The sequence below is a fragment of the Pseudobdellovibrionaceae bacterium genome (assembly GCA_023898385.1).
In the GTDB taxonomy this organism is placed as follows: Bacteria; Bdellovibrionota; Bdellovibrionia; order Bdellovibrionales; family UBA1609.
In genome coordinates, this window is the sequence record CP060220.1 from 90,851 (window position 1) to 110,618 (window position 19,768).

The 19,768-nt window shown below is 46.3% G+C and carries 17 protein-coding genes and 1 pseudogene; 8 read left to right on the forward strand and 10 right to left on the reverse strand.

Features of this window, described 5'->3' with window-relative positions:
- The first annotated feature begins 84 nt into the window (after positions 1 to 84).
- Positions 85 to 711, forward strand: coding sequence for a DTW domain-containing protein (locus H6626_00355; GenBank protein ID USN47579.1), 627 nt, complete (start codon positions 85 to 87; stop codon positions 709 to 711).
- Between the two features lie 415 nt (positions 712 to 1,126).
- On the opposite strand, the gene H6626_00360 is transcribed toward H6626_00355, so the two are convergent.
- The 4 genes from H6626_00360 to H6626_00375 form a co-directional block, all read right to left on the reverse strand.
- Positions 1,127 to 2,173 carry a TIGR01777 family protein gene (locus H6626_00360; protein ID USN47580.1) on the reverse strand — a complete coding sequence of 349 codons (1,047 nt, stop codon included), beginning with the start codon at positions 2,171 to 2,173 and terminating at the stop codon, positions 1,127 to 1,129.
- A gap of 156 nt (positions 2,174 to 2,329) precedes the next feature.
- Positions 2,330 to 3,781: a hypothetical protein gene (locus H6626_00365; GenBank protein USN47581.1), complete on the reverse strand. Its 1,452-nt coding sequence runs from the start codon at positions 3,779 to 3,781 to the stop codon at positions 2,330 to 2,332.
- A 479-nt stretch (positions 3,782 to 4,260) separates the two neighbouring features.
- Positions 4,261 to 5,604 (reverse strand): hypothetical protein, encoded by a 1,344-nt coding sequence (locus tag H6626_00370; GenBank protein ID USN47582.1) that lies wholly within the window; start codon positions 5,602 to 5,604, stop codon positions 4,261 to 4,263.
- A 62-nt stretch (positions 5,605 to 5,666) separates the two neighbouring features.
- On the reverse strand, positions 5,667 to 6,329 hold the full coding sequence (locus tag H6626_00375; GenBank protein USN47583.1) for a hypothetical protein: 663 nt from the start codon (positions 6,327 to 6,329) through the stop codon (positions 5,667 to 5,669).
- A gap of 254 nt (positions 6,330 to 6,583) precedes the next feature.
- Here H6626_00375 and H6626_00380 point away from each other — a divergent pair, with 254 nt between their 5' ends.
- Entirely contained in the window at positions 6,584 to 9,052 is a 2,469-nt protein-coding gene (locus tag H6626_00380) for a fibronectin type III domain-containing protein (protein USN47584.1), read from the forward strand.
- A gap of 117 nt (positions 9,053 to 9,169) precedes the next feature.
- Here the strand turns inward: H6626_00380 and H6626_00385 are convergent, their stop codons facing one another.
- The 5 genes from H6626_00385 to H6626_00405 all read right to left on the reverse strand — a co-directional run bounded on the left by H6626_00385 (position 9,170) and on the right by H6626_00405 (position 12,373).
- The gene (locus H6626_00385) at positions 9,170 to 9,430 is read right to left on the reverse strand and encodes a DUF86 domain-containing protein (protein USN48912.1); all 261 of its coding nucleotides are present in this window, start codon (positions 9,428 to 9,430) and stop codon (positions 9,170 to 9,172) included.
- 67 nt (positions 9,431 to 9,497) lie between these two features.
- A complete protein-coding gene (locus H6626_00390; GenBank protein USN47585.1) occupies positions 9,498 to 9,791 on the reverse strand; it encodes a nucleotidyltransferase family protein in 294 nt (97 codons plus the stop codon).
- 197 nt (positions 9,792 to 9,988) lie between these two features.
- Positions 9,989 to 10,945 carry a hypothetical protein gene (locus H6626_00395; GenBank protein ID USN47586.1) on the reverse strand — a complete coding sequence of 319 codons (957 nt, stop codon included), beginning with the start codon at positions 10,943 to 10,945 and terminating at the stop codon, positions 9,989 to 9,991.
- A 113-nt stretch (positions 10,946 to 11,058) separates the two neighbouring features.
- Complete coding sequence (locus H6626_00400) at positions 11,059 to 11,436, reverse strand: Hpt domain-containing protein (protein USN47587.1); 378 nt, start codon at positions 11,434 to 11,436, stop codon at positions 11,059 to 11,061.
- Between the two features lie 28 nt (positions 11,437 to 11,464).
- Positions 11,465 to 12,373, reverse strand: a complete 909-nt coding sequence (locus H6626_00405; protein ID USN47588.1) for an alpha/beta hydrolase — start codon at positions 12,371 to 12,373, stop codon at positions 11,465 to 11,467.
- Between the two features lie 242 nt (positions 12,374 to 12,615).
- Between H6626_00405 and H6626_00410 the strand changes: the two genes are divergently transcribed.
- The 4 genes and pseudogenes from H6626_00410 to H6626_00425 all read left to right on the forward strand — a co-directional run bounded on the left by H6626_00410 (position 12,616) and on the right by H6626_00425 (position 15,790).
- Complete coding sequence (locus H6626_00410; GenBank protein USN48913.1) at positions 12,616 to 12,993, forward strand: CrcB family protein; 378 nt, start codon at positions 12,616 to 12,618, stop codon at positions 12,991 to 12,993.
- A gap of 365 nt (positions 12,994 to 13,358) precedes the next feature.
- Positions 13,359 to 13,748, forward strand: a pseudogene (locus H6626_00415) (hypothetical protein).
- A 277-nt stretch (positions 13,749 to 14,025) separates the two neighbouring features.
- Positions 14,026 to 14,475 (forward strand): hypothetical protein, encoded by a 450-nt coding sequence (locus H6626_00420; GenBank protein USN47589.1) that lies wholly within the window; start codon positions 14,026 to 14,028, stop codon positions 14,473 to 14,475.
- Positions 14,476 to 14,554: 79 nt separating this feature from the next.
- Entirely contained in the window at positions 14,555 to 15,790 is a 1,236-nt protein-coding gene (locus tag H6626_00425) for a PDZ domain-containing protein (protein ID USN47590.1), read from the forward strand.
- Here H6626_00425 and H6626_00430 read toward each other — a convergent pair.
- Entirely contained in the window at positions 15,762 to 16,751 is a 990-nt protein-coding gene (locus H6626_00430) for a tetratricopeptide repeat protein (GenBank protein ID USN47591.1), read from the reverse strand. The two genes, H6626_00425 and H6626_00430, sit on opposite strands and share 29 nt — an antisense overlap.
- Before the next feature lie 260 nt (positions 16,752 to 17,011).
- Between H6626_00430 and H6626_00435 the strand changes: the two genes are divergently transcribed.
- Both H6626_00435 and H6626_00440 read left to right on the forward strand, forming a co-directional pair.
- Complete coding sequence (locus H6626_00435) at positions 17,012 to 17,701, forward strand: hypothetical protein (GenBank protein USN47592.1); 690 nt, start codon at positions 17,012 to 17,014, stop codon at positions 17,699 to 17,701.
- A 62-nt stretch (positions 17,702 to 17,763) separates the two neighbouring features.
- Entirely contained in the window at positions 17,764 to 19,737 is a 1,974-nt protein-coding gene (locus H6626_00440) for an RDD family protein (protein USN47593.1), read from the forward strand.
- The last annotated feature ends 31 nt before the right edge of the window (positions 19,738 to 19,768 follow it).

Consider the following 19,768-nt stretch of genomic DNA (forward strand, 5'->3'; position numbering starts at 1 on the left):
AACCCCAAAAAGACCTGCTTTTCAGCTTGATATTGTACCTAGCGCAAGTTAGCAAGTGAACCCTATGACAATATTGGGCGGACCATGAATTTCGATCGAAAACGGAAACCTAAAGACCCTTGCAAAAGGTGCTTCTTGCACAAGGATTTCTGTTTGTGCTCTTCCATTCCGTCGTTGTCGCTGCGAACCAAAATCAGCCTAATAATTCACAAACGTGAGCTCAAGCGAACTTCAAATACTGGCCGCCTAGCTATTGAGGCACTTACTAACTCTGAAATGCGGACTCGCGGCGAACACTGTAGCCCATTAGAACTTAGCGACTTGCTCACAAATGATTACCAAACCCTATTGCTCTACCCCACTGAGGATGCCACGCCTCTCACGAAAGACTATGTTGCAAATTTTAGCAAACCTATTCAGCTCATCGTGCCCGATGGCAACTGGAGACAGGCCAGCAAAGTGAACACTCGCCACAAAGAACTGGCCAATGTACCGAGAGTAAAAGTTGTCACTATAAATGCCGATCTCGCACTGATGCGAAAAGAGACCACTGAAAATGGCATGGCCACACTGCAAGCCATTGCCTATGCCCTTGGCACTATTGAGGGGGCGAATGTGAAACAGCAACTGCTTAGCCTTTATGAGAAAAAGCTTTTGCGCACCCTCCAAGGCCGCGGCACCATGCCTGCTAGCGGCCATGGGATCAGCTGAATTTGTTACGCCCCATAAAAGCAATAGTTCACAACTAGGTTTGGGCCTGATAGCGTCAAATATTTAAGGGGGATGTTATGCAATTGAGTCTAATTACTTCGCGCAAAACCTTTGCGCCATTTTTTTGGACACAGAATCTTGGGCCAACCGCCTTGGCAATTGAGATGTTGTAGGTGAATCTGACAATGGCACCGACGGCTATTAAATCAATATCTGTTGTGAAGCCGATGAGGCAGCCATTCTCGATTGGCCATAAAACCCCCAAGAATAGTTACCATGGCTAAATACGGAGCTTGAGAATAAATGTCCGGTTATTGCTCGGAGTTAAGTGAGAATAAAAGGTTACCTGCCCTTTGGTCTCCTGAAATATCTCAATCGAATCCTTTACCGCATATTTTGGATGAACTATGCGATCTTAATAGATTCCGGAGGCAATGTAAATTTGACCGTGGCTATGTGACGTGCCATCCAAATCATAGTGCTCTTCACGGTCTTCATTGGCGCTGACCAGATCGGGCAAAGCATGTGTTTTCTTTTTAGGGGTAGTATCTTTCCCATAGAGATCTGTGAAGGCCTCATACAGCGAGGGGTAATGAAACTTGAATCTGTTGGCAAGCAGCACCCCGGGCATCGCTCGTTGGCTAAAAAGAAAGAGTTCTTCGGTGGGGCCGGGCAAACTTCGCAATAGCCACGGCGGGGTTTTAATCAACACCGGGCGATGAAGAGCATCACCAAGGAGTACTGAGAAATCCATATTATGCACTGGTTTTTGTGAGCAGGCATTTACTGGTCCTGTGACCACCGGATTTTCAAGGGCAAATACATAGGCGCGAATCGCATCTTCGATGTGAATCCAGCTGATCCACTGCTCACCAGACCCGAGGATGCTACCGAGCCCGGTTTTAAATATGGGTTCCAAAAATTTCAATAGACCTTGTCCTTTGTTGAGGATGAGGCCACAGCGCAGCGACACTGTTCGCGAAGATAGATCCTTTCGTTGCAAAAGCTCACGCTCCCAGTTCACGCACACATTGGCCAGAAAGTCCTGGCCGGCTTTAGCCTCTTCACTTATCAAATCATCGCCGCAATCGCCATAGTATCCCACAGCAGACGCACTGACCACGACGTCTACAGAATGATTGGGCTTACTTACGATGGTGTCGACGATTTTTCTTAATCCCAACACCCGCGAGCCATAGATTTTTTGACGCCCCTTTTTCGTAAAAACATTGGGAACAAGAGGAGCTCCCGCTAAATGCACAACGGCATTCACACCTGACAACGCCTTCGGATCAAGGGATTTTGATGCCTCCCATTGAAGGATACGTCGGGCTTGAGGGATGCGCGTGTAGGCTTGTTCTACATCTCGAGCTAGGGCCCAAATTTCATGCCCGCGCCGAGACAGTTCAGCCACTAAATGCGTACCCACCATTCCCGTGGCTCCGGATATTAAAACTCTCATGTACAGCACCTCAAACTGTTGATGTTGCAACTAATATTCCGCATGCTTTGAAGGTGAATAGGTTGAAGATTAGACCTGGGTTACGAAGACGTATCAATGGGTGACACTACGTAACCAAAGTTGCAACGCCCTGTAGCCACAAATGGAAGCAGGTACCTACGGTACAGGCACTTGATCTACATCGGGAAAAGTTTCTAGGTTTTGAGTCCAATTGTAAATCCCTAATGAGCCCTCTTCGCCAAACGCGGCTGAGTGGCCGCCGGGGAAATAACCAAATTGAGTGACTCCGGGAACGTTCATTCTTCGAGCTACGGCCATGGATTCTTCCGCGGGCACGGCGTTGTCGTTTTCACCAAAACTAAAAAACACACGGCCGAGATCAGAAAACACTCGTTTGGCCAGCTCCGTGTCGTCCACTCTGCCGCCGGGAGGTGGATTTTGGTCAATCTCGTCGACCATTTCATGCAGCCACTGAGGGGTATCCGCTGAGAGCTGAGTGATGGCTTGAAACTCATCGATCATCCAAGGCTCATAGGGTACCCGCTGCATTAATTCAGGGACCATGCTTCGATCAGTAAACCCCGGCGTTAGCATTGAACTGGAAAGAATGTAGTTAAGTAGCTCGACTTCGCCATGGCCAGTAGAGAGAAACTTTTCCATCTGCGGGCGATCCATCTCTAGCATTTCATGAACTGTTTTTAAGAAATTTTTCTCCCAATCGCCTTTCTTACCTCGACCCAAATAGTACCACAGACTATGGATGTTTGATTCATTCAGAGCCAATGCCACAAATTTTTCTTTGAGTTGACCTAAGAGCTGGTCAATGTCGGGGTAAGCTTCTTTCAGCTGAAGATTGAGTTGGCGTTGCTCTTCCCTGCGAGCCACACTGGAGTTCATGGTGTCCAGACCGGGGATGACGGCGCTGGCAAAAATGGCGCGCTTTGGTTTACGCAAAACGCGATCGTCCATCAGGTAGCGCATCAATGGAGCACCCCCGTAACTTTGCCCCAACATATAAAATTCAACGCCTTCGGGTATCAATTTCGAGATCACTTGGGCATGATCCAAGGCCACCTCTTCGGCCTTAAAGTATTGAGCCACTATTTCAGGTCGAATATTTGGGTGGCTCATATCAAGCGGCGCGGAATACCCATCGGTACCCCGTTGATCAATGGCTATGATACGAAAATATTTTGAAAGATACCCGATGCGATTAGTGAAGGGGTCAAAGTTTTCAATATTGCTATAATTAAAATCATAGCTGCGGAAGGTTTTTGAAGGCATGCCGGGGCCGCCATTGATCGCCACAAGTAAGGGGGCTTCACTGTTGCGAACCCCAGTTTTGACTTCGTCAAAGGTGGGAAATACGCGGTAAAAAACCTCAATTTGTGGGCCTTGCGGGCGGTCGTAGTCCAGCGGGACTGTCACAAAACCGCGTTTTTCAAAGAGGTGATCCAGAGAGATTGTTTTTTTCTGATAGGGGATGCTTTGGAGGGTATCCAAGGAGGAGTGGCCCCAAAGAATTTCTTTACAATTTCGAGGCTGGCCGTGGGCAGCAGACAAAAACACCGTCCATACAACTAATGAGCCAAATAGAAATTTTATCATCAAGTTAACCTCAGGTTCAGGCGACGTACTGAAGGAGATCTTAATACCAGCTAGGGCTTTGAAACTCCAGCCGAAGAGCGGAGTGGACAATCATTACAGGGTTTAGAGTGGGCAATGTCCTGGGTCAACAGTTAGACGCCTTTTAAGCCCAGGTAGAAGCGTTTTTTTGCGTACAATATCAAGTATCTTCAAAAACCCTGGGTTGGTGCCATGACCTGTTGCCCAGCAATTCGATGAGGTCTCATTTTGTGACAGTGGCGACTTGTTGGCTGGGTTTTTTTGACATTGGCAGGGATTGCCACAACGGAAAAAACCAAGATTTTCGCAGATTTTCGAAGATTTCACTCAAGCCATTTTGTAAAATACCGATACTTAAGTATGGAAAAGATATTGGAGGGGGCTCGATGAGGAACCCATTTTTCATACAGTTGTGGAATTGCCGGCCACGAAGTTCTTGGTTGTGGTAACGTTCCATTTCCTTAGGACGGTTCCATTATTTCGCAGCCCAAAAACGTTAGTCTGACATTTCCTGTAATATTAAGTCGGTTTTTCCAATATTCTTCCCACTCGCCGGCACTTGTTATGCGTTTTATGATGATTTTTGTCATCTTTTCGGCGCCTTTTTTACTCCAACCGAACCCGATCTTTTTTATGCGGCGGCCGATTTCGCGCATCATTCTCTCTATCATTGAACTCACTCGGGGATTCTTTAATCCCATATGAAGCCACGTGCGTAAGTAAGCAAACATCCCTTTTTTGGCTCGTATCAAGTACCTCGCGGCATCTCCGTAACCCTTCGTAATTAATTCATCGATTAAGTCTTGAACGCCTTTTTCTGCCATCCAAATTTTTTTCTCAAGACCTAGCTTTTCCTCTGCGCTGACCTGATCGAAGTCTTCTTCAGGTATATGTAATTCAATCGCTGCAGCTAATTCACCCTGGAACGATCTTGTTTCTTCTATTGAAGCACCTCCTTCTATGCGTAAAGGCTGATAGATATCCTTTACGATGTGCCAGTGACATCGTTGATGATCGAGCGTCAACTTCTTAAGACCATGTATCAGTCCGGCCTCGCCATCTGAGACCAGCACATTAGCTATGGCTTTAAATTTTACTCGCTCATTAGGATGGTTAGCGGCTTTGATCATTTGCCCAATGCTTTGCCAACTCTCATCTGTCCAAGCGCCATATGGACGGACGCCTCCATCTCGATCCACACCAACTACAACCTTCACCTCTCCGCGATTCGACTCGTACTCTGGCTTTTTCTTATAACCAGTGCCATCGGCAACTAACGTATCACAGCGGCCCTTAAGAGGGATTTCGTCACAACAACTTGCCATAACCCACCGATGAAGAGTCGTGTGGGGGATCTCAATCGATCCAATGCTTTTTAAGTGAACCTCACCTCGACGATAGCTCTGCTCACTGAGAAGCTCCACAACAGTCTTCTCTAACTCTACGGATTTTTTCTGATACCGATCGAGTCCTAAAAAAGTTCTCAGTGGGATCGTCGTCTTATGGCAGCTTTTGCATTTGAGCCGGGTCCATAGCACCGTCACTGTACCCACACCCGTTCGAACCGTCTTTTTTTCTTCTCGTCTTGTGACAACAAGATGTGACTTCTTGCAACAGTCGTGGCGACCCACCCCCAGCACTTTCTTGTAGACCATGTCGTCAAGTAGCCTTAACAACACCTGCAAAAACCCGGGTATACCCTCGCGCTCAAATAACTCTTTTGACGCTAAGAGTAGCTCGTCTAAAGTAAATTCATTTTCTGATAGACTTGCGCCCACTTTTAAAGACAATATTTGCTCAATCATTTGGTGGTCTCCTTGTTGTTTGTTTTTAGTCGAGCATCAACAAGGAGATCATTTTTATCTTCTCAACGCCACCACTTATCACTCTTGCGAACAACCTTTCTTCGACGACTCGATGGAGCTTTCAACTGAGCTTGGTGTTCTTTTAAACACCGAGGACACCATTTCGTTCGCTTGGCATTGTGAAGACTTCTTTGCCACTTGCACTTACACTTTAAACACTGCCAATCAAGTGGCGCGTCTATATGCTCGTAGGACTTTGATAAAAGCTTGGCATTGTGATCTTTGGCAAGCTTTCTGATCTCCTTGACTGTGGCCTTTCTTTTTAAAGCCCCCTCTCGCCTTCGACAGATGGGACACCACTTGCCTTGGCTAACATTGGCTGGGGTCATAAAAAACATGTGACCCCATAAACACTTCCACTTAAGCATCGTATGGGCATCGATGTAGATTCTAGATAAACAAAGCCCTTTATGTGCCTTGGCCCGAGCCCTTTGTATTGTAATGTCGCCTCGAAGCTCCTCACCACGACGCTTAAAATAACATCGCCTACACCAACTGCCTTGCTTAATGTTCTCTGGTGTCGCCAACCACTCATGACGAGCCTCGCACCGCCATAACATCTTTGTTCGACCGTTTGCATACTCTTTTGTTAATAACCGACCACCGCGAGTTCTTGCTATTCTTCGCAACTCACGTAGTTGTTTTAGACGGGCTGTCTTAGTCATCACTTCAATCCAGACAATAAGGTGTAAAACTCAAAAATACTCTAGCACTATTCAACAGTTACGGTGAATTCATAAAAACTGTCGCTGTTTGAGACGCCCAATTGGGCTTAAGCTTCGACCCACAACAATGGCGCAGCTATTCTCAAATTGATGCATAAAAAACGAGCAGTACAGCAAAAATAACTAAAGTTATTCACCGCATCAGACGATACTAAGTATATCAATTTTAATGGAGTGCTTAATATGGAGGCAAAATGTCGCCCTACAAAAATGGAACGTTACCTTGGTTGTCTGCGTGGCTTGGCGGCTTCTTGATGACTTTAATGCTTGTTGGCTGCCAGCTGGCGGACAACCGCATAAAGGGCGCAATAGCATTGTCTGGTAGTGGCGCGGGCCCAGGCGAAATTACGGGGATTAGTTCGTCTAACGTCCTCAATGATCATGGGCAAATTTCATGGCCAGTGGTCGTGGGTGCGACAGGCTACCTGGCCAGCTATCAAATGGGGGATACGGCTCCCGCAAGCTGCGATGAAGGTCTACAGGTGCCGGCCCAAAATATGTCAGGAACAACGTTAACTTTGTTAAATTTAAGCCCCGGCACGAATTACTCATTGCGTATTTGTGCTTTGGGGGTGTCTTTTGAGGGCGAATTCACTGTCCTGACACTCAAAGAATTAACAAAAGAAGTGGTCTATCCAGGCAACAGCAATTGGAATGACTATGTTCGAAATAACGGAACATATCTACTTGATGCCGACAACACACCTTGTGATGGCACGGAAACGGGCGACTATCTCTCCGAATTGTGTATTCACGTTGCCGAGGTCAATAAATTTGCGGCCCCAGACCTGGGCTCCGATTGCACCGGCGTAAGTGCTTATGATTCAGCAGGAGTCTTTGATTGGCAATGTGATGATACAGTAGATCCAGTAGTGGTTTACTCTACGGGATTGAAAAATGGCAAAGGCCTCGCCGATCTGGTCGGTGTCACAGAGTTCTTACCTCTTCGTGTTGTGATTGAAAAATCAGGTAGTGCCACTCACTCGTCATCGCTCGCCACCTGGTGGAGCAATTCTATTGCACCGATCACTGCGGGTAACCTCACGTTATCAAATGCAGGAACAATTTATGTTTTGGAACAAGACCTCACGGCCAACGGATTTACGGTCACGGCTGACAAAGTGGGCTTTGTAGTAAAATCAGGGGCCACTCTAGAAAGTGATCTTAACAAATCACTCATTGCCGACTCATCTGCCAAGTTTTTATGGATAGAAGGGAGCTTTGGCGAGACGGTAGGCACCAGCGTTCTAGATATTCGGTCAAAGTACAGCCAAATCAGAAATGTTTCCATTGAGGAGGGTGATGCGATCCAGGCATTTTTGGCCCAGTCATCAGAATATTTGAAAATCCAAAATCTTCGCATAAAAGGCACCGCTTCAGTCTACAAGTGTGTTTCCCTTACGCTAGGATCGTGGCTTGAGGCTTCATACGTGGCAACGTATGGATGTCAAATTGGGTTCTCTTCAGGGTTTAATTCGAATTCAAGATTTAATAATCTCAAAATATTGGGGCACTCTGATGATGGCATTGGCCTTTCGGGTACCGGAAACAATATTTTTGTAAACACCCAGGTGGCTTACTCAAATCGGGCCATTACCGGAGATCTAACGAATAACGTGTTTTATAATACTGTGGTTTCTAACTCCCCTTATTGCGTCTATATGACTGGCGGCTCGATGACATTTGTTAATACTTTATTGGTCAACTGTAACCAGGCCAGGTTTACTCTGTACACTCATCATTCTTCGTTTTTAAATACGGTGATTGCTTCGCAATCGGCTTCCCAAGGGCACTACTTTTATAGAGTTCACGACAACGTATTTCACAATCTTGTAACGGCGAACAATGATGGATGGCAAATTGGACATACGTCATCTAACAATTTTGTGTTTTCAAATTTGGCCATGGATTTGCCTTTTAATGGATACGACGGCGATAACTGGAAGTTTACCGGGAACTTGTTGTTAACCCCATCGGTCACTTGCAGTTACTCAGGTGCCGGTACAAATTATGGACTACAAAATGGCACTTGCGCCAATGTTGGAACAAGTGATGCCGTTCATCGAACTGGTCTGGATTTTAGCGACACCTTTGTTGGCAGGGTTTTCGACGACAGCATAACTCAGTTTGATATTTCAAGTGATGTGGACTTTACCAATATCGGAGCCATTTCAAATTTAAACGATTTTGATACCGTTATTGACTTTGAGCATCCGTTGAGAGCCTGGGGCCGGAGTTCTACAAATTGGCGCGACAGTGCTGCACGGGGGGCATGTGCGACGGGAGGTACAATGTGCGCTGTGTACGACTGGAGGTTGAAATCCACCGACACTGTGTTCAGAAACACGTCCCTAGACGGCCTCAATCAAAATGACCCCTTCATCAGTGGAAGCGCCTGTCCCGCAGCCGTAGATGGCAACTTAACGTTGACCGACTCTAATGCAAATGGGGCCAACACCTATCTGAGAAACGCCGTAGAAATAATGAACGATAAAATCGGCGACGACGACGGTCTGTGTGAGTCAAGTGAGGCCTGTATCTACTCACCCAACTTCGGCGTCTATCAGGGTCACGGCGACTACAAGGCCAACGGCACCTGCACCTTTCAAAACGGCACCGTTTCGGGCGTCACGATGTATACATACCCTAGCAATGGTATCTAGATAAATGTAGCGGCCAGAATTATGGATAGTGAAGTGCTGGCAGAGACATGACTATTGATGGTGATACATAAAATGGCTAAAATGGCTTTAATGGAATCTCGTATCAAGTCAGCTTCACTATTTAGGTGCTATTTTCTCAAACGCAGGTTTAAGCGGGAGTAGGTCGGTGTGGATGGTATTCCATACGATCGATAGGTCTACACCAAAATATTCGTGAATAAGCAAATTACGGAAATCTTTTATTTTTCGCCACGGGATTTCAGGGTTTCTTACTTGAATATCCACAGGAATCTTGTGACTGGCTTCTCCAATGACCTCTAGGCAGCGAATAACTGCAAGGACCGTTTTTCGATCCATACGGAACGAGTCAAGAGTCATCCCGTGCGTGAAGTTTTCTATGTCTTCAATACTGGTGAGTATATCCGAAACTCTCAAGTCCCATTTTCTAGGCGACACGAATGGCCTCTTTAAGAATTTGTTCTTTGAGATGAGGGTGTAAAGCTTGTTCTGTTGCCAAGTCTACTTTGCACCCAAACAATCCTTCGAGAAAATATTTAACTTCTAAAAATTGAAACATTCCGACGGGTTCAGAAAACGCCACCAAAACATCAAGGTCACTGTTTTCTTTGCCCTCGTTACGGGCAACAGATCCAAAGAGATGTACTGATTCAACTTTTAGGTTTCGCAACTCACCTTTGTGGCTTGCGAGTAAACTGGCAACTTGATCTCTGTCGGTCATAGACGCCCCCACTGAGTTTATAATCGTACTATTGTATGACTTTCACTACAAGTCCACTTTTCAGGCATTCGTCGGTTGGATTCAATCTATGGGTGCGCTTGGTCGCGTTAAATCAGCACAGGGCCTCGGAAGTCTCGATGTGGGCAGCGAATCCAGACAATAGCGGGGTTTCGAACAACAGCCGTTGTATCAATGAGCTACTGCTCGGTCTTTAAAAGATCGCCGCATCGATTCTTAGGCTCTAAACCAAATGTTGGATTGGGCAGGCCGAGACTATTGAGTTTTTCAACCAATGCATGGCTGTATTTTTCAGCAAAATCCTCGAGAACTTCCGATTGGGCGACGGGTACTTTGGGTTGCAACAAGTAAGCTTGAAACTCGTCAATGATGACATCCTCACCCTCGTAGGCAAAAGCTAACCTATTGCGAATCTCTTCGCGGTCTGATTCTGTCAGAGTGTTTTGCCAAAAATCTTTGATAGTGTTCTTGTAAGCTGGGTAGCTGTCAAAAAGGGCGTGGGCTATCTCGTGACCCAAGGTATCTAGAGCAAAGCCCACAACATTGAGCCCAATCAGAAAATAATCGCCGCCACGATGTCGGCCATTTAAGATGGGTAAAATGTGATTATAGATCATCTGTTCTTCAGGCAGCAGGTTCCCACCTGTGGCTTTTGCAAACTGAATAAGATCGCGCCTTCGAAGATTCAAGCCGCGAGCGGCTTCGATAGATTCGTGATAAAACAGTTCATTGCCTTTTGCTACATGCCCCACTTCCACTCCGGGGCCGCCGTCTTGAAACAGTGACGGACGTATCAAAGATTTATTCATGTGCAGACGTGAGTAAAATAAAGCCACATAGACGTTATTCAAGCCTTCCACTGGCCGAACTTGAACATGGTAGTTATAAAGATGCCGATCATAGTCTGAAAAATTTCGATACCAGTTGAGCGCTTTACCAAAATCAGAGTTTGATCTCATCATATAGGCATTGGCCTGGTTTTTAAAAGCGGTGACCCATTCTTTTGCAGCAGGCTCAGTCAGAGGCAGAGGGAGGGGAGAGAATCGCACTCGCTTTTCAGAAAGGCCGCCAGCCACGGACTCTGATGCACCAGCGGCAAGTACGGCCGAAAAAAGTAAACATATTGATTTCAACATACGGACCACCAAACCGAAAAAAACAAACCTAATTTTATTTTTAGTTTATCGGGAGCTCTTGATATCGACTCATTCGGGTATGAGTCAAGCAAGGGGCGGGCTTGTGAACAAGATTACACGGCCTCTTCATATTTGCGAAGCTTCTCGGTAAGGGCTGCCGCTGTTGAATCATAACAGGCCTGAAGGTTCGACAAAAGAGTTGCCAATATGGCACTAGCAGCGTGGGCTTGTGCGTGTTTTTCAATGTCTCGGGCGTGATCTTGCAGGGATTTTGCGCCCAGGGTGCCGGCGTTGGATTTCACATCGTGAGCCATTCGCTCTAAAGTATTGAGATCACCTCGCGAAAGGGCCTCACCCATGGCCTGAATACGCGCGGGGGTGTGGTCAAAAAATATGTCAATAAGGTGAGTGAGCGTTCCCAGATCCCCAGCCAGCTGGTCTCGAAAAAGATAATCTAATAAACCCTCGTCAATGGGCGATGACTCTGCCATTTGGCCTCCGCAACTCATAGGTCTCGACTTATTGTACTTGGTCTAAAAGGCGTTGAAAACTGGTCCAGAAGTCTTGGGGGCACTCCTTGTGGGGGAGGTGACCACAATTTTTGGCCACCCGAAGAGAGGCTTGTGGAATGGCATTGGCAAATTCAATACCATGGTCAAGGGGGATGATTCTATCGGAGTCCCCCCACAAAAGGGCCGTGGGCATGCGAATTTGTTTAATCCGGTGGTCGAGAAACTCCGTGCCACCTTGCTGGGATTTTAGCATTTGGATAATGGGCATTTTCTCAAATTTTCGAATCGCACTTTGAGCAATAAAATCGGGAACTGGAAAGCTATTGTAGTAGGCTTTAGCCCGAAATTCGCGCAAGCTTTCGGGGCTCGGATCCACAAATGCCGGCAAAATATCACTGTAATCTCGATCTAATCCCGCGGCGTTTTCAAGCATCAGGCCACTTAATAGTGTCGGGTAACTCAACGCTATTTCCGCAGCGATCCATCCGCCAAAACTATTCCCCACGACCACCCAGCTCTCACACTGATCCATCACGCTATCTTTAACCACGCGAGCCAAATGGGAGATGCGGTAATCATGAGAGTCTTTAAGAGCTGGCGTGTCGCCGGAGCCGGGTAAATCCACAGCAAATAGGTGAACCGAAGGAGGAGGACTCGTGAGCCCCTCACCCATCAAAACGCGCTTCCAAGTGAGGCCTTCATCACCCAGCCCATGAATAAGTAATACGCATTGGCACTCTTCAGGGTGAGAACAATAGTTCTTTCTATACACATGCACATCTCGATAGGTCTCTGAGTGAACTTGCTTAAGTTGCAGTTGCGCCTGAAAAAGAGCCGTTAATGCAGAAATGGGGTAGGCATAAACTAGGCCTGCGGCCAAAATAGCCAGCGTCACAATGGGAATTAAAATTTTCAAGGGGTATCTCATGGGTCCCTTCGTCCTTATGGGGCAAGTCTTATTTTCGGTATCAACAGAACTTGGCCAACACAAATTCTGAAATTGCAGCCAAGACTCTCAGGATACGGACTGCGTCGGCCAACTTCAAAAAAAACTTTATAGCTTTGACCAATTTGATACAAAAGTCTTTGCATGATGAGTCGTGATTGTCTGACTCTAGACTCACAATACTTGTGATTGTTAATGCAAAGGGGGATGGCGTGATTGTATTTTTGGTCAGTTTATTTGGGGCGCTTGGAGTCGCGTTGCGATTTGGCGTGAACTCGTGGATGTCCTCAGTGTCTCATTTTTGGGCCACTGTGGTGGTGAACCTTTTGGGATGTTTTTTGGCCGGAGTGTTGTTTGCGTATTTTCGAGGCCAACCCACGGTTTTGGTGCCCGGTGCCGTGAAGACGGCCCTAGTGATTGGGTTTTTGGGCGGCCTTACCACCTTTTCAAGCTTTGCATTGGACACCATGCGTCTTTTGGAGAGGGGGGCGTATGGAATGGCCCTAACCAACGTAGTGGGCCAGAACCTGGCCGGTTTACTCTTGTGTGCTGCGGGCTTGTTTATAGGAAAAATGTTGGTGAGTTCGTAGTTGAGAATCGTGGCGAACAGCTCGTGTCCAAACACTGACCAGTTTTGTGTCTGAAATTTGCTATAGATAGTCAGTGAAGTGACGATGGCGCTCAGATCCATTGGACGAGGGTTTGAGCCGTTGATGCCGAATTTGAAGCTGACCTGTGCGTTTACAACCCTGAAAAAATCACATGTCAGGGTCATTTAGCGGCACGGTCAAAATTTGATAAATGAAGCGATTTCGAGTATAACAAAGCGCGCCCTCAGCCTTTCGGCACCAGGGGTGTTGCCCAAATTTGAGGAGGAATGTGAGTGGTAGACTCTGATCTAATGAACAATGACATAGCGATGGACGCAAATATTAATCCTGAGGCCGCTGGATTTTTGGGCATTGATGGAATGGACGATGATCTCCGTTACATTGATGAGATCGATAATATTTTAAATCTTGAAGAAAACGATTATCCCAATTTTACGTTGGCAAAAAACAAAGCTCGGTTTTTGCGAATGTTAGCATGGTATAAAAATAAAGAAACTTGGTTGGATGTGGCCCCACTCAGTGGTGTGAACAAGTTGTTTAAGCAGCAATCAAAAGAACTAGAAGGCATTCGTAGCAACAAGCTCGATTATGAAATGGAGCTTGAGACGGGAACACTCACTCCCAGCCAGAGATCTTATCGTCGTGACGAACTGAAAATGTGTAAAGTTCACGAGAAAATGGCCGTGCATCTAATTGCTAAGATGCAGGTGAAGATTAAATCAGGTCGTCGATAGCATTTAGACCACCAAAAATTTTTTAGATTCTTAGATAAAAGCCGGCAATAGTTGCCGGCTTTTTGCTTTTTGGCCCAACAAGAGCCGCCTCCGGCTAAGCCTCTGTAATCTGTATCTTTTTGAGAAAACTAGCGGCTAAAGCCCTGGATTTAAAGGAAGTGTTGCCAAATCCCATTTTGGTACTGATTTCGAGTACTTATCTAAAAATGAGAAAAATAGGCAATTTTTTCCTAATCTTTTCGGCTAGACCTGCCGATAGGTTTATTGAAATGAGCCAATGACAAGTTTTTTGAAACCTTATGGAGGTATTAAAATGGGACGTACAATGTTTATAGTCGTTAGTGATGACAACAAGGTCATTAGTGAAGCTAAAGAGCTAGGCGCTCGCTCAGAATCTTCAGTGGAAGTTTATTCACCTGAAGAATGGGACCGTCTTCTTGATAGCCGACCCTTTGTTTCGCAACTTAAGGTTATGGACAGCAAAGAAAGCAGCGGCGCTAAAATTTTACCATTTCCTGGTGCTCGCACGCGGAATTACGATAACAAAAAGCGCGTTCACACCATGAACGAGCTTGAGAGCATTGCTATTGAGAATGCCATTAAAGAATACAACGGCAATCTCACTGAAGCGGCAAAAGCCCTTAGTATCGGGCGTGCTACACTTTATAGAAAAGTAAAACAATACGGCATCGACACAAGTCGTGGTCGCAGAAAGAAAGCCGCGTAATACGCTGAGCTCTATACAATAAAAAATATCACAAGGCCGAGCTTGCCATGGCTCGGCTTTTTTTTGAAGATAAACCGCTATGAGTCGACGACCCTGGATATTGGCAACAGTATTATTTCTAAGTTCTCTTATCGTAGCCAGTCGCTGCGTGAGTGTGTCTAGCCGTGTACACGCTTTTCAATCGATCTGTGATTTAGTCGAGTCACGCTACATGGATGCATCTGAAAAGCTACAGGAATGGGCCAAGTCCTGTAGGAGTAAGGCGCGACAGAGTTTCTTCTTTGAATCAAAAAACAAATACATTGAGCGAATCCACAGCCAACTGACTTTGATGGAAATATCACATCTGGACATTTACTCACCTTCGGAAGATCGAAGGATGTGGCAAGGTCAGGACGTGGACACCGGGTTGAGGGTGGTAGGTATTAATGGTCAGTTTATAGTTTCAAAGGTTATCGCTGAAAGTGCAGGAGAGCAGGCAGGATTGCGGCTCGGAGATATTGTCGTATCCATTAATGGAAAGTGGGTAGAAAATGAATGGCAAGTGCAATCGCAAAAAGGGGTCTTCCAAATAACAAGAGGTGATCAAGAATTGCTTATTGAAATTATGCCGTTCACCCTAAAGATCGATCATCGGCCAGAGCTTAAAACCATAGCGGACAGAGTCGGGCGTTTGACTATTGATAGTTTTCGTTCAGAGTATTTCAGAAAATCATCTTGGCAGGAGATCGTCGCTCAGATGCGAGACTATCGACATATCGTCGTGGACCTGCGGGGCAACAGCGGCGGCAACTTTGTGGCCATGTTAAGGGCACTATCTCCGTTTTTTTGCACTCCGACAAGCGTGGGCGCTATTGAGCAGCCGCGAAAAAGTCAAACGGGTCTGCCGCAATTGTCCGATGACTTAGACGATATACAGCAACTAGAGCAGTTGCAATCCGCCCAAAAAATAGAGATGAAAACATTTTCAGAATACGGTTGCTATCAAGGCAAAACAACAGTTCTGATCGATGCAGATTCAGCTTCGGTTACGGAGGTGTTCGCAGAGGCCATTCGGCAAAGCGGTCGAGGCCGCGTATTGGGTCAATCCACTGCCGGAGATGTTGTGCTTGCCGTTTGGTATGATTTGCCTCTGCTTGGAAGGGGCTATCGATTATCGATTCCCGAGGCCCGCATCACCAATATTCATGGAGATGCTCTGGAGGGGACTGGCGTTTGGCCCGAGGAGTGGCTCACTTATGATTTCAATGAAGCCTTGCAAGGCCAAGACAGTTGGATACTTCGAGCTATTGGCAAACATAGAGGCGTTCACTGAATTTTCGCGCCCACGTTCCATTGCCATCAGCTTCGAGTTGGCCATAGGCTTGTCTAAAAAGCTTGCTCGCTTCTTTGTTGCCGCGACAGGCGGTCTCAAATTGTTTAAGTGCCACATCGAACTGCCCTAAGGCAAAAGTGGTTTGGGCGAGACTTAAATGACTGCGCGCCGATTCGGTATTGATAGAGATGGCTTTTTTTAAATATCTCGCCGCTGTTCTGTAGGATTTTTGTTTAAAAAAGAAATCCCCAGCAGCCCAGAGCACAGGCTCTGATCTGGAAAATCTCTTAACTGCATCTGAGTAGGTTTTACGAGCGGCATCGATGTCCTGAAGATCCGTTTGCACGCGTCCCAAATCTATATAATTTTGTTCGGTGTCGGGCGCCATCTTCACAGCTTTTTTGCAGTTTTCTTCGGCTTGGTTTAAAAATGCGTCTAAGGTGAAGAGATGGCAGAGATGACTGTAATAAAGCGGTTTTTCCCCGAGGTTATTGATCATGTCATTAACAATATTGCGGCTTTCATAGTTGTTTTTTTGTTCTAGAAAAATATCTAAAATCGCTTGATAGCTGGGCTCGTGTTTGGGCTGCATTTTTAAAACTTTTCGAAATCGAATGATCGCCTGTTCCATTTGTCCATCTGACTTCAGAGCGCGTCCCTCCAAAAAGTAGGTCACATAATTGGTAGGGTTTTCAGCAATAGCAATGTCGAGCGTGCGAATTTCATTCTTGAAGTCGCCTTTGTTTCTGTAGGCGGTGGCTAAGTCCATGAGCCCGTTGTAGGTCAAAACATCTGTATAGCTAGAAAGCGTTTCAATCACCTTATCCCATTGTTCTTTTTGGGCATAGACCTTGGCCTTGCGTTCCCTGGCTACGGCGTTCGGTGCCAGGCCCTTTGACTGGGCATAAGCAGAAAGAGAAATCGACAAAAGGACTGTGATGATCGCTAAGGTGTGTCTCAAATTAAAATGTCTCATTTAAATATTGTAAGTGGCTTTGGCCTAAGTCGCAATCCCCGTCCAGACCTAAAGTTGCCAGAATGTTGTGCCGACAGGTTTCTAAGAAATCATAAATGCCCACTTGTTAGTCGGTTGTCTCATTTTGAGACGGAGACAATTTGCGGGAGTTGAGTGAACAAAGCGTAGACAAAAAGAACGCCGAGTTTTGCATTTGAGTCGGCACACGGTTCGCAATTGATAGGGGTATCGAGGGAGAAAGAGCCATGACAGATAAAGACCATGATAACAATGTTATTTTGTTTCCGGGACGAAAGTTAAAAGAAGTCGAAGCCCCAACAAATTTGCCAAAAGGCAATGTAATAAATCCGCCGGTTGAACACCGCTCAAAAAAGGTGATTTGGGGTGGCTCATTACTGTCAGTGCTTTTTGTGGCGACCATTATGAATAGCAGCCTGATTCAAACGGCGTTTGTTGATGATTCACGTCAAATTCAAAGCACTTCACTTAGCTCCAGTCTTCCCGAGAGAAACTTAGAATTTGAAAAACAAATGGCCAAAGAATTAGCTGCGACTCCACAACGTGGAATTGCCAGTATTGGTCATCGCCCATCACCAGAAGATCATCTTCGGTTTGGCCTACTTGAAGGAAAGTACGCTGTCCAATTTGCTGATGGTAAAATCAATGGTTTGGCTTTTTCAAACGATCAGACTCGTGCGGATAGTCCCAAGTATGTAAACGACCGAGTGGCCTTTTTAAAAGCCTACCGCGACCTATTGCCAGACCAATTTACGGAAGTGCATCCAGTAAGTACTGAAAATGTTGATGGATCAGTAGTAGAAACCTATGACCTGGTTTCAAGCACCCATCAACCCGTGGCCGAGGTTCGGTTTACGTTAGATCGCCACGGAAGACTGCTTGCGATGAAAGTCCAGACATCAGAAGATTCTGAGTAATTTCAATTAAAATAAATGGCCATAAAAGTTAGGTTTTTCGGCATTGGTGCCGATAAGCCCGTATGGTCATTAAAGATCCTTTTTCACAGGACAATCATAAAACTGCCGCTGTTCAAACAAAACACGAACAGGCCGCTGTAGACTCTTCGCAAAGCCCCTACCAGTTGGCCAATCCCTTGGATCGGGCGGCCGCGGCTGTTTTAGATATTTTTGTTGTTTTATCACCTTTTATTTTAGTGGTCATCGCCCCCTTTCGAAAGGAACTCACTCGACAGAGTTTAATTGGAGATAACTTTGCCACGATAATGGCTGCCGTAGCTATGTTGGTGTTGGTGTTTGTTGTTGTGTTGCTTTATCAGACGGTGATGACATGGTTATTTGGTGGCACTTTAGGGAAAATTTTATTCGGTCTGCGTGTGAGAAAAATTTGGTCTGCAGAGCATCCGACACTTTTGGATTCATTTTTGCGATCTATCATTTGGCAGCTTGAGGTTCTGGCCGTTGGCGTGCCCTTCTTGGCCGCATTAATTAACGAAAAACGGCGAGTGTTGCATGACCGCGTGTGTGACACAATTGTGGTGACAACTAAGCGGGGCCAACATGTGGGCGCGCCGAATTTTGTTGAAGTGTCGTTTGCAAAGGGCTTATTGGCTTTGGCCGCCGGAACTTTTTCAGTGCTTTTTGTTGTCTATGTGATGCAGGTCTACAAAGAAGTCGAGTCGCAAAGCCGGTTGGCTCACTTGCTAGAAAACGAGGGGACTCTTTGCCCTTCTGTGGGCCAAGCGTTTTCAGATTGGCAATCTCACGATGACAACGAAGCAGGTCGCCTTGAAGTAGCGATGGCCTTATTTGCAGCCGGCGAGATTGATGAGAGTTGTTTGGATCAAGAGGCACAGTGGATTTTTAACTCGGGATACGAAACACCCCTGGCCTACTTGGCTAAATCTTTTGTTCACTCCGGCGAACGAGAACTTTCAGATTCTTATTTGAAAAAAGTGTGTGAATTGGATGAAAAGTCAGTTCACTGTGTCATGAGTCACATGATTTCTCAATGGGCTGCTGCGGGTGATTTTGACCTGTCGACCGATCTAGAAGATCGGGTGGGTACAGGTTCTGAATATTTAGGTGTTTGGGCCACGCGCCAAATGATTCGGTTTGGTCGGTATGACGAAGCGGTGAAGATTCTTGATAAATTGGGTCAACAATCATCGCTTTCCAATTTTCTGAGCAGTCATCGAGTGATGGCCTATTGGGGGCAAAAGCGAACCCTTGAAGCCAAGGCTGCAGCAGAGGCCCTACTTCAAGGAGAGTCTAATCCCCATGTGAGTCAAATGGCCAGTTGGTTGTGTTTGCAAAGCTTGGGGTCTTCTTGTGACGGGGAGTTTCCGTTAGCTTGTTCAAACATGGAGGCCTCTGGGCAGAGTCGTGGGTATGATTCTTCAGATGTGGTCGCCAATCTGGCCCATCTCAAGGTTCTTGAGTGCCATGACCAAAAAGATGTGGACTATCAAGGGTTAGCTTTAAGCATTCCCAATGTCGAGGTAAGAAGGCTTGCGTTTGCCGAATCTCTCAAAGCGATTGATAAGAAACTGGCCACTTCAGAGTTGCAAGATCTTATTGTCAACGATCGCACCGATGTGGCCGTAAAGGCAGAGGCTGTGATTAGGCTTTTGCCCTTGGCTACAGATCGGGAATCTTTAGAAAAGCTATCTCGGCAGTGGACTCATTTAGAGCCAGGGGTCGAGTGGGAATGGTCAGGGCTTCGACTTTTTGAAGACTTGCGGAAAAAACAATTAATTGACCCTATAATTCTGGTAGGGGAACGCCTCTTCTCAATGGGCGCTCTGTCTGAAGATCAGTCTCAATGGCTGGCCGTGGCCGCTCATAGCGCGGGCCACGTGAAATTGGCCACTCAACTTGTCGAGCATTTAGAAAACGAAGTCCGAGGCGAGAAGGTGAGCCGGTCACTGGCCAGTGTGAAGGCTTATGAGCAGGTCAAAAGGCAAGTTCTCAGAAGTAAAGGTATGGGCCAATGATTTTTCCATTTCTTCGGGGTCTACTGCCGTG

Excerpts from the sequence above, each read along its gene's own strand:
- H6626_00355 (USN47579.1), top strand. The coding sequence starts at position 85 with ATGAATTTCGATCGAAAACGGAAACCTAAAGACCCTTGCAAAAGGTGC.
- H6626_00360 (USN47580.1), bottom strand. The coding sequence starts at position 2,173 with ATGAGAGTTTTAATATCCGGAGCCACGGGAATGGTGGGTACGCATTTA.
- H6626_00365 (USN47581.1), bottom strand. The coding sequence starts at position 3,781 with ATGATAAAATTTCTATTTGGCTCATTAGTTGTATGGACGGTGTTTTTG.
- H6626_00370 (USN47582.1), bottom strand. The coding sequence starts at position 5,604 with ATGATTGAGCAAATATTGTCTTTAAAAGTGGGCGCAAGTCTATCAGAA.
- H6626_00375 (USN47583.1), bottom strand. The coding sequence starts at position 6,329 with ATGACTAAGACAGCCCGTCTAAAACAACTACGTGAGTTGCGAAGAATA.
- H6626_00380 (USN47584.1), top strand. The coding sequence starts at position 6,584 with ATGTCGCCCTACAAAAATGGAACGTTACCTTGGTTGTCTGCGTGGCTT.
- H6626_00385 (USN48912.1), bottom strand. The coding sequence starts at position 9,430 with ATGACTCTTGACTCGTTCCGTATGGATCGAAAAACGGTCCTTGCAGTT.
- H6626_00390 (USN47585.1), bottom strand. The coding sequence starts at position 9,791 with ATGACCGACAGAGATCAAGTTGCCAGTTTACTCGCAAGCCACAAAGGT.
- H6626_00395 (USN47586.1), bottom strand. The coding sequence starts at position 10,945 with ATGTTGAAATCAATATGTTTACTTTTTTCGGCCGTACTTGCCGCTGGT.
- H6626_00400 (USN47587.1), bottom strand. The coding sequence starts at position 11,436 with ATGGCAGAGTCATCGCCCATTGACGAGGGTTTATTAGATTATCTTTTT.
- H6626_00420 (USN47589.1), top strand. The coding sequence starts at position 14,026 with ATGACAAGTTTTTTGAAACCTTATGGAGGTATTAAAATGGGACGTACA.
- H6626_00425 (USN47590.1), top strand. The coding sequence starts at position 14,555 with ATGAGTCGACGACCCTGGATATTGGCAACAGTATTATTTCTAAGTTCT.
- H6626_00435 (USN47592.1), top strand. The coding sequence starts at position 17,012 with ATGACAGATAAAGACCATGATAACAATGTTATTTTGTTTCCGGGACGA.
- H6626_00440 (USN47593.1), top strand. The coding sequence starts at position 17,764 with ATGGTCATTAAAGATCCTTTTTCACAGGACAATCATAAAACTGCCGCT.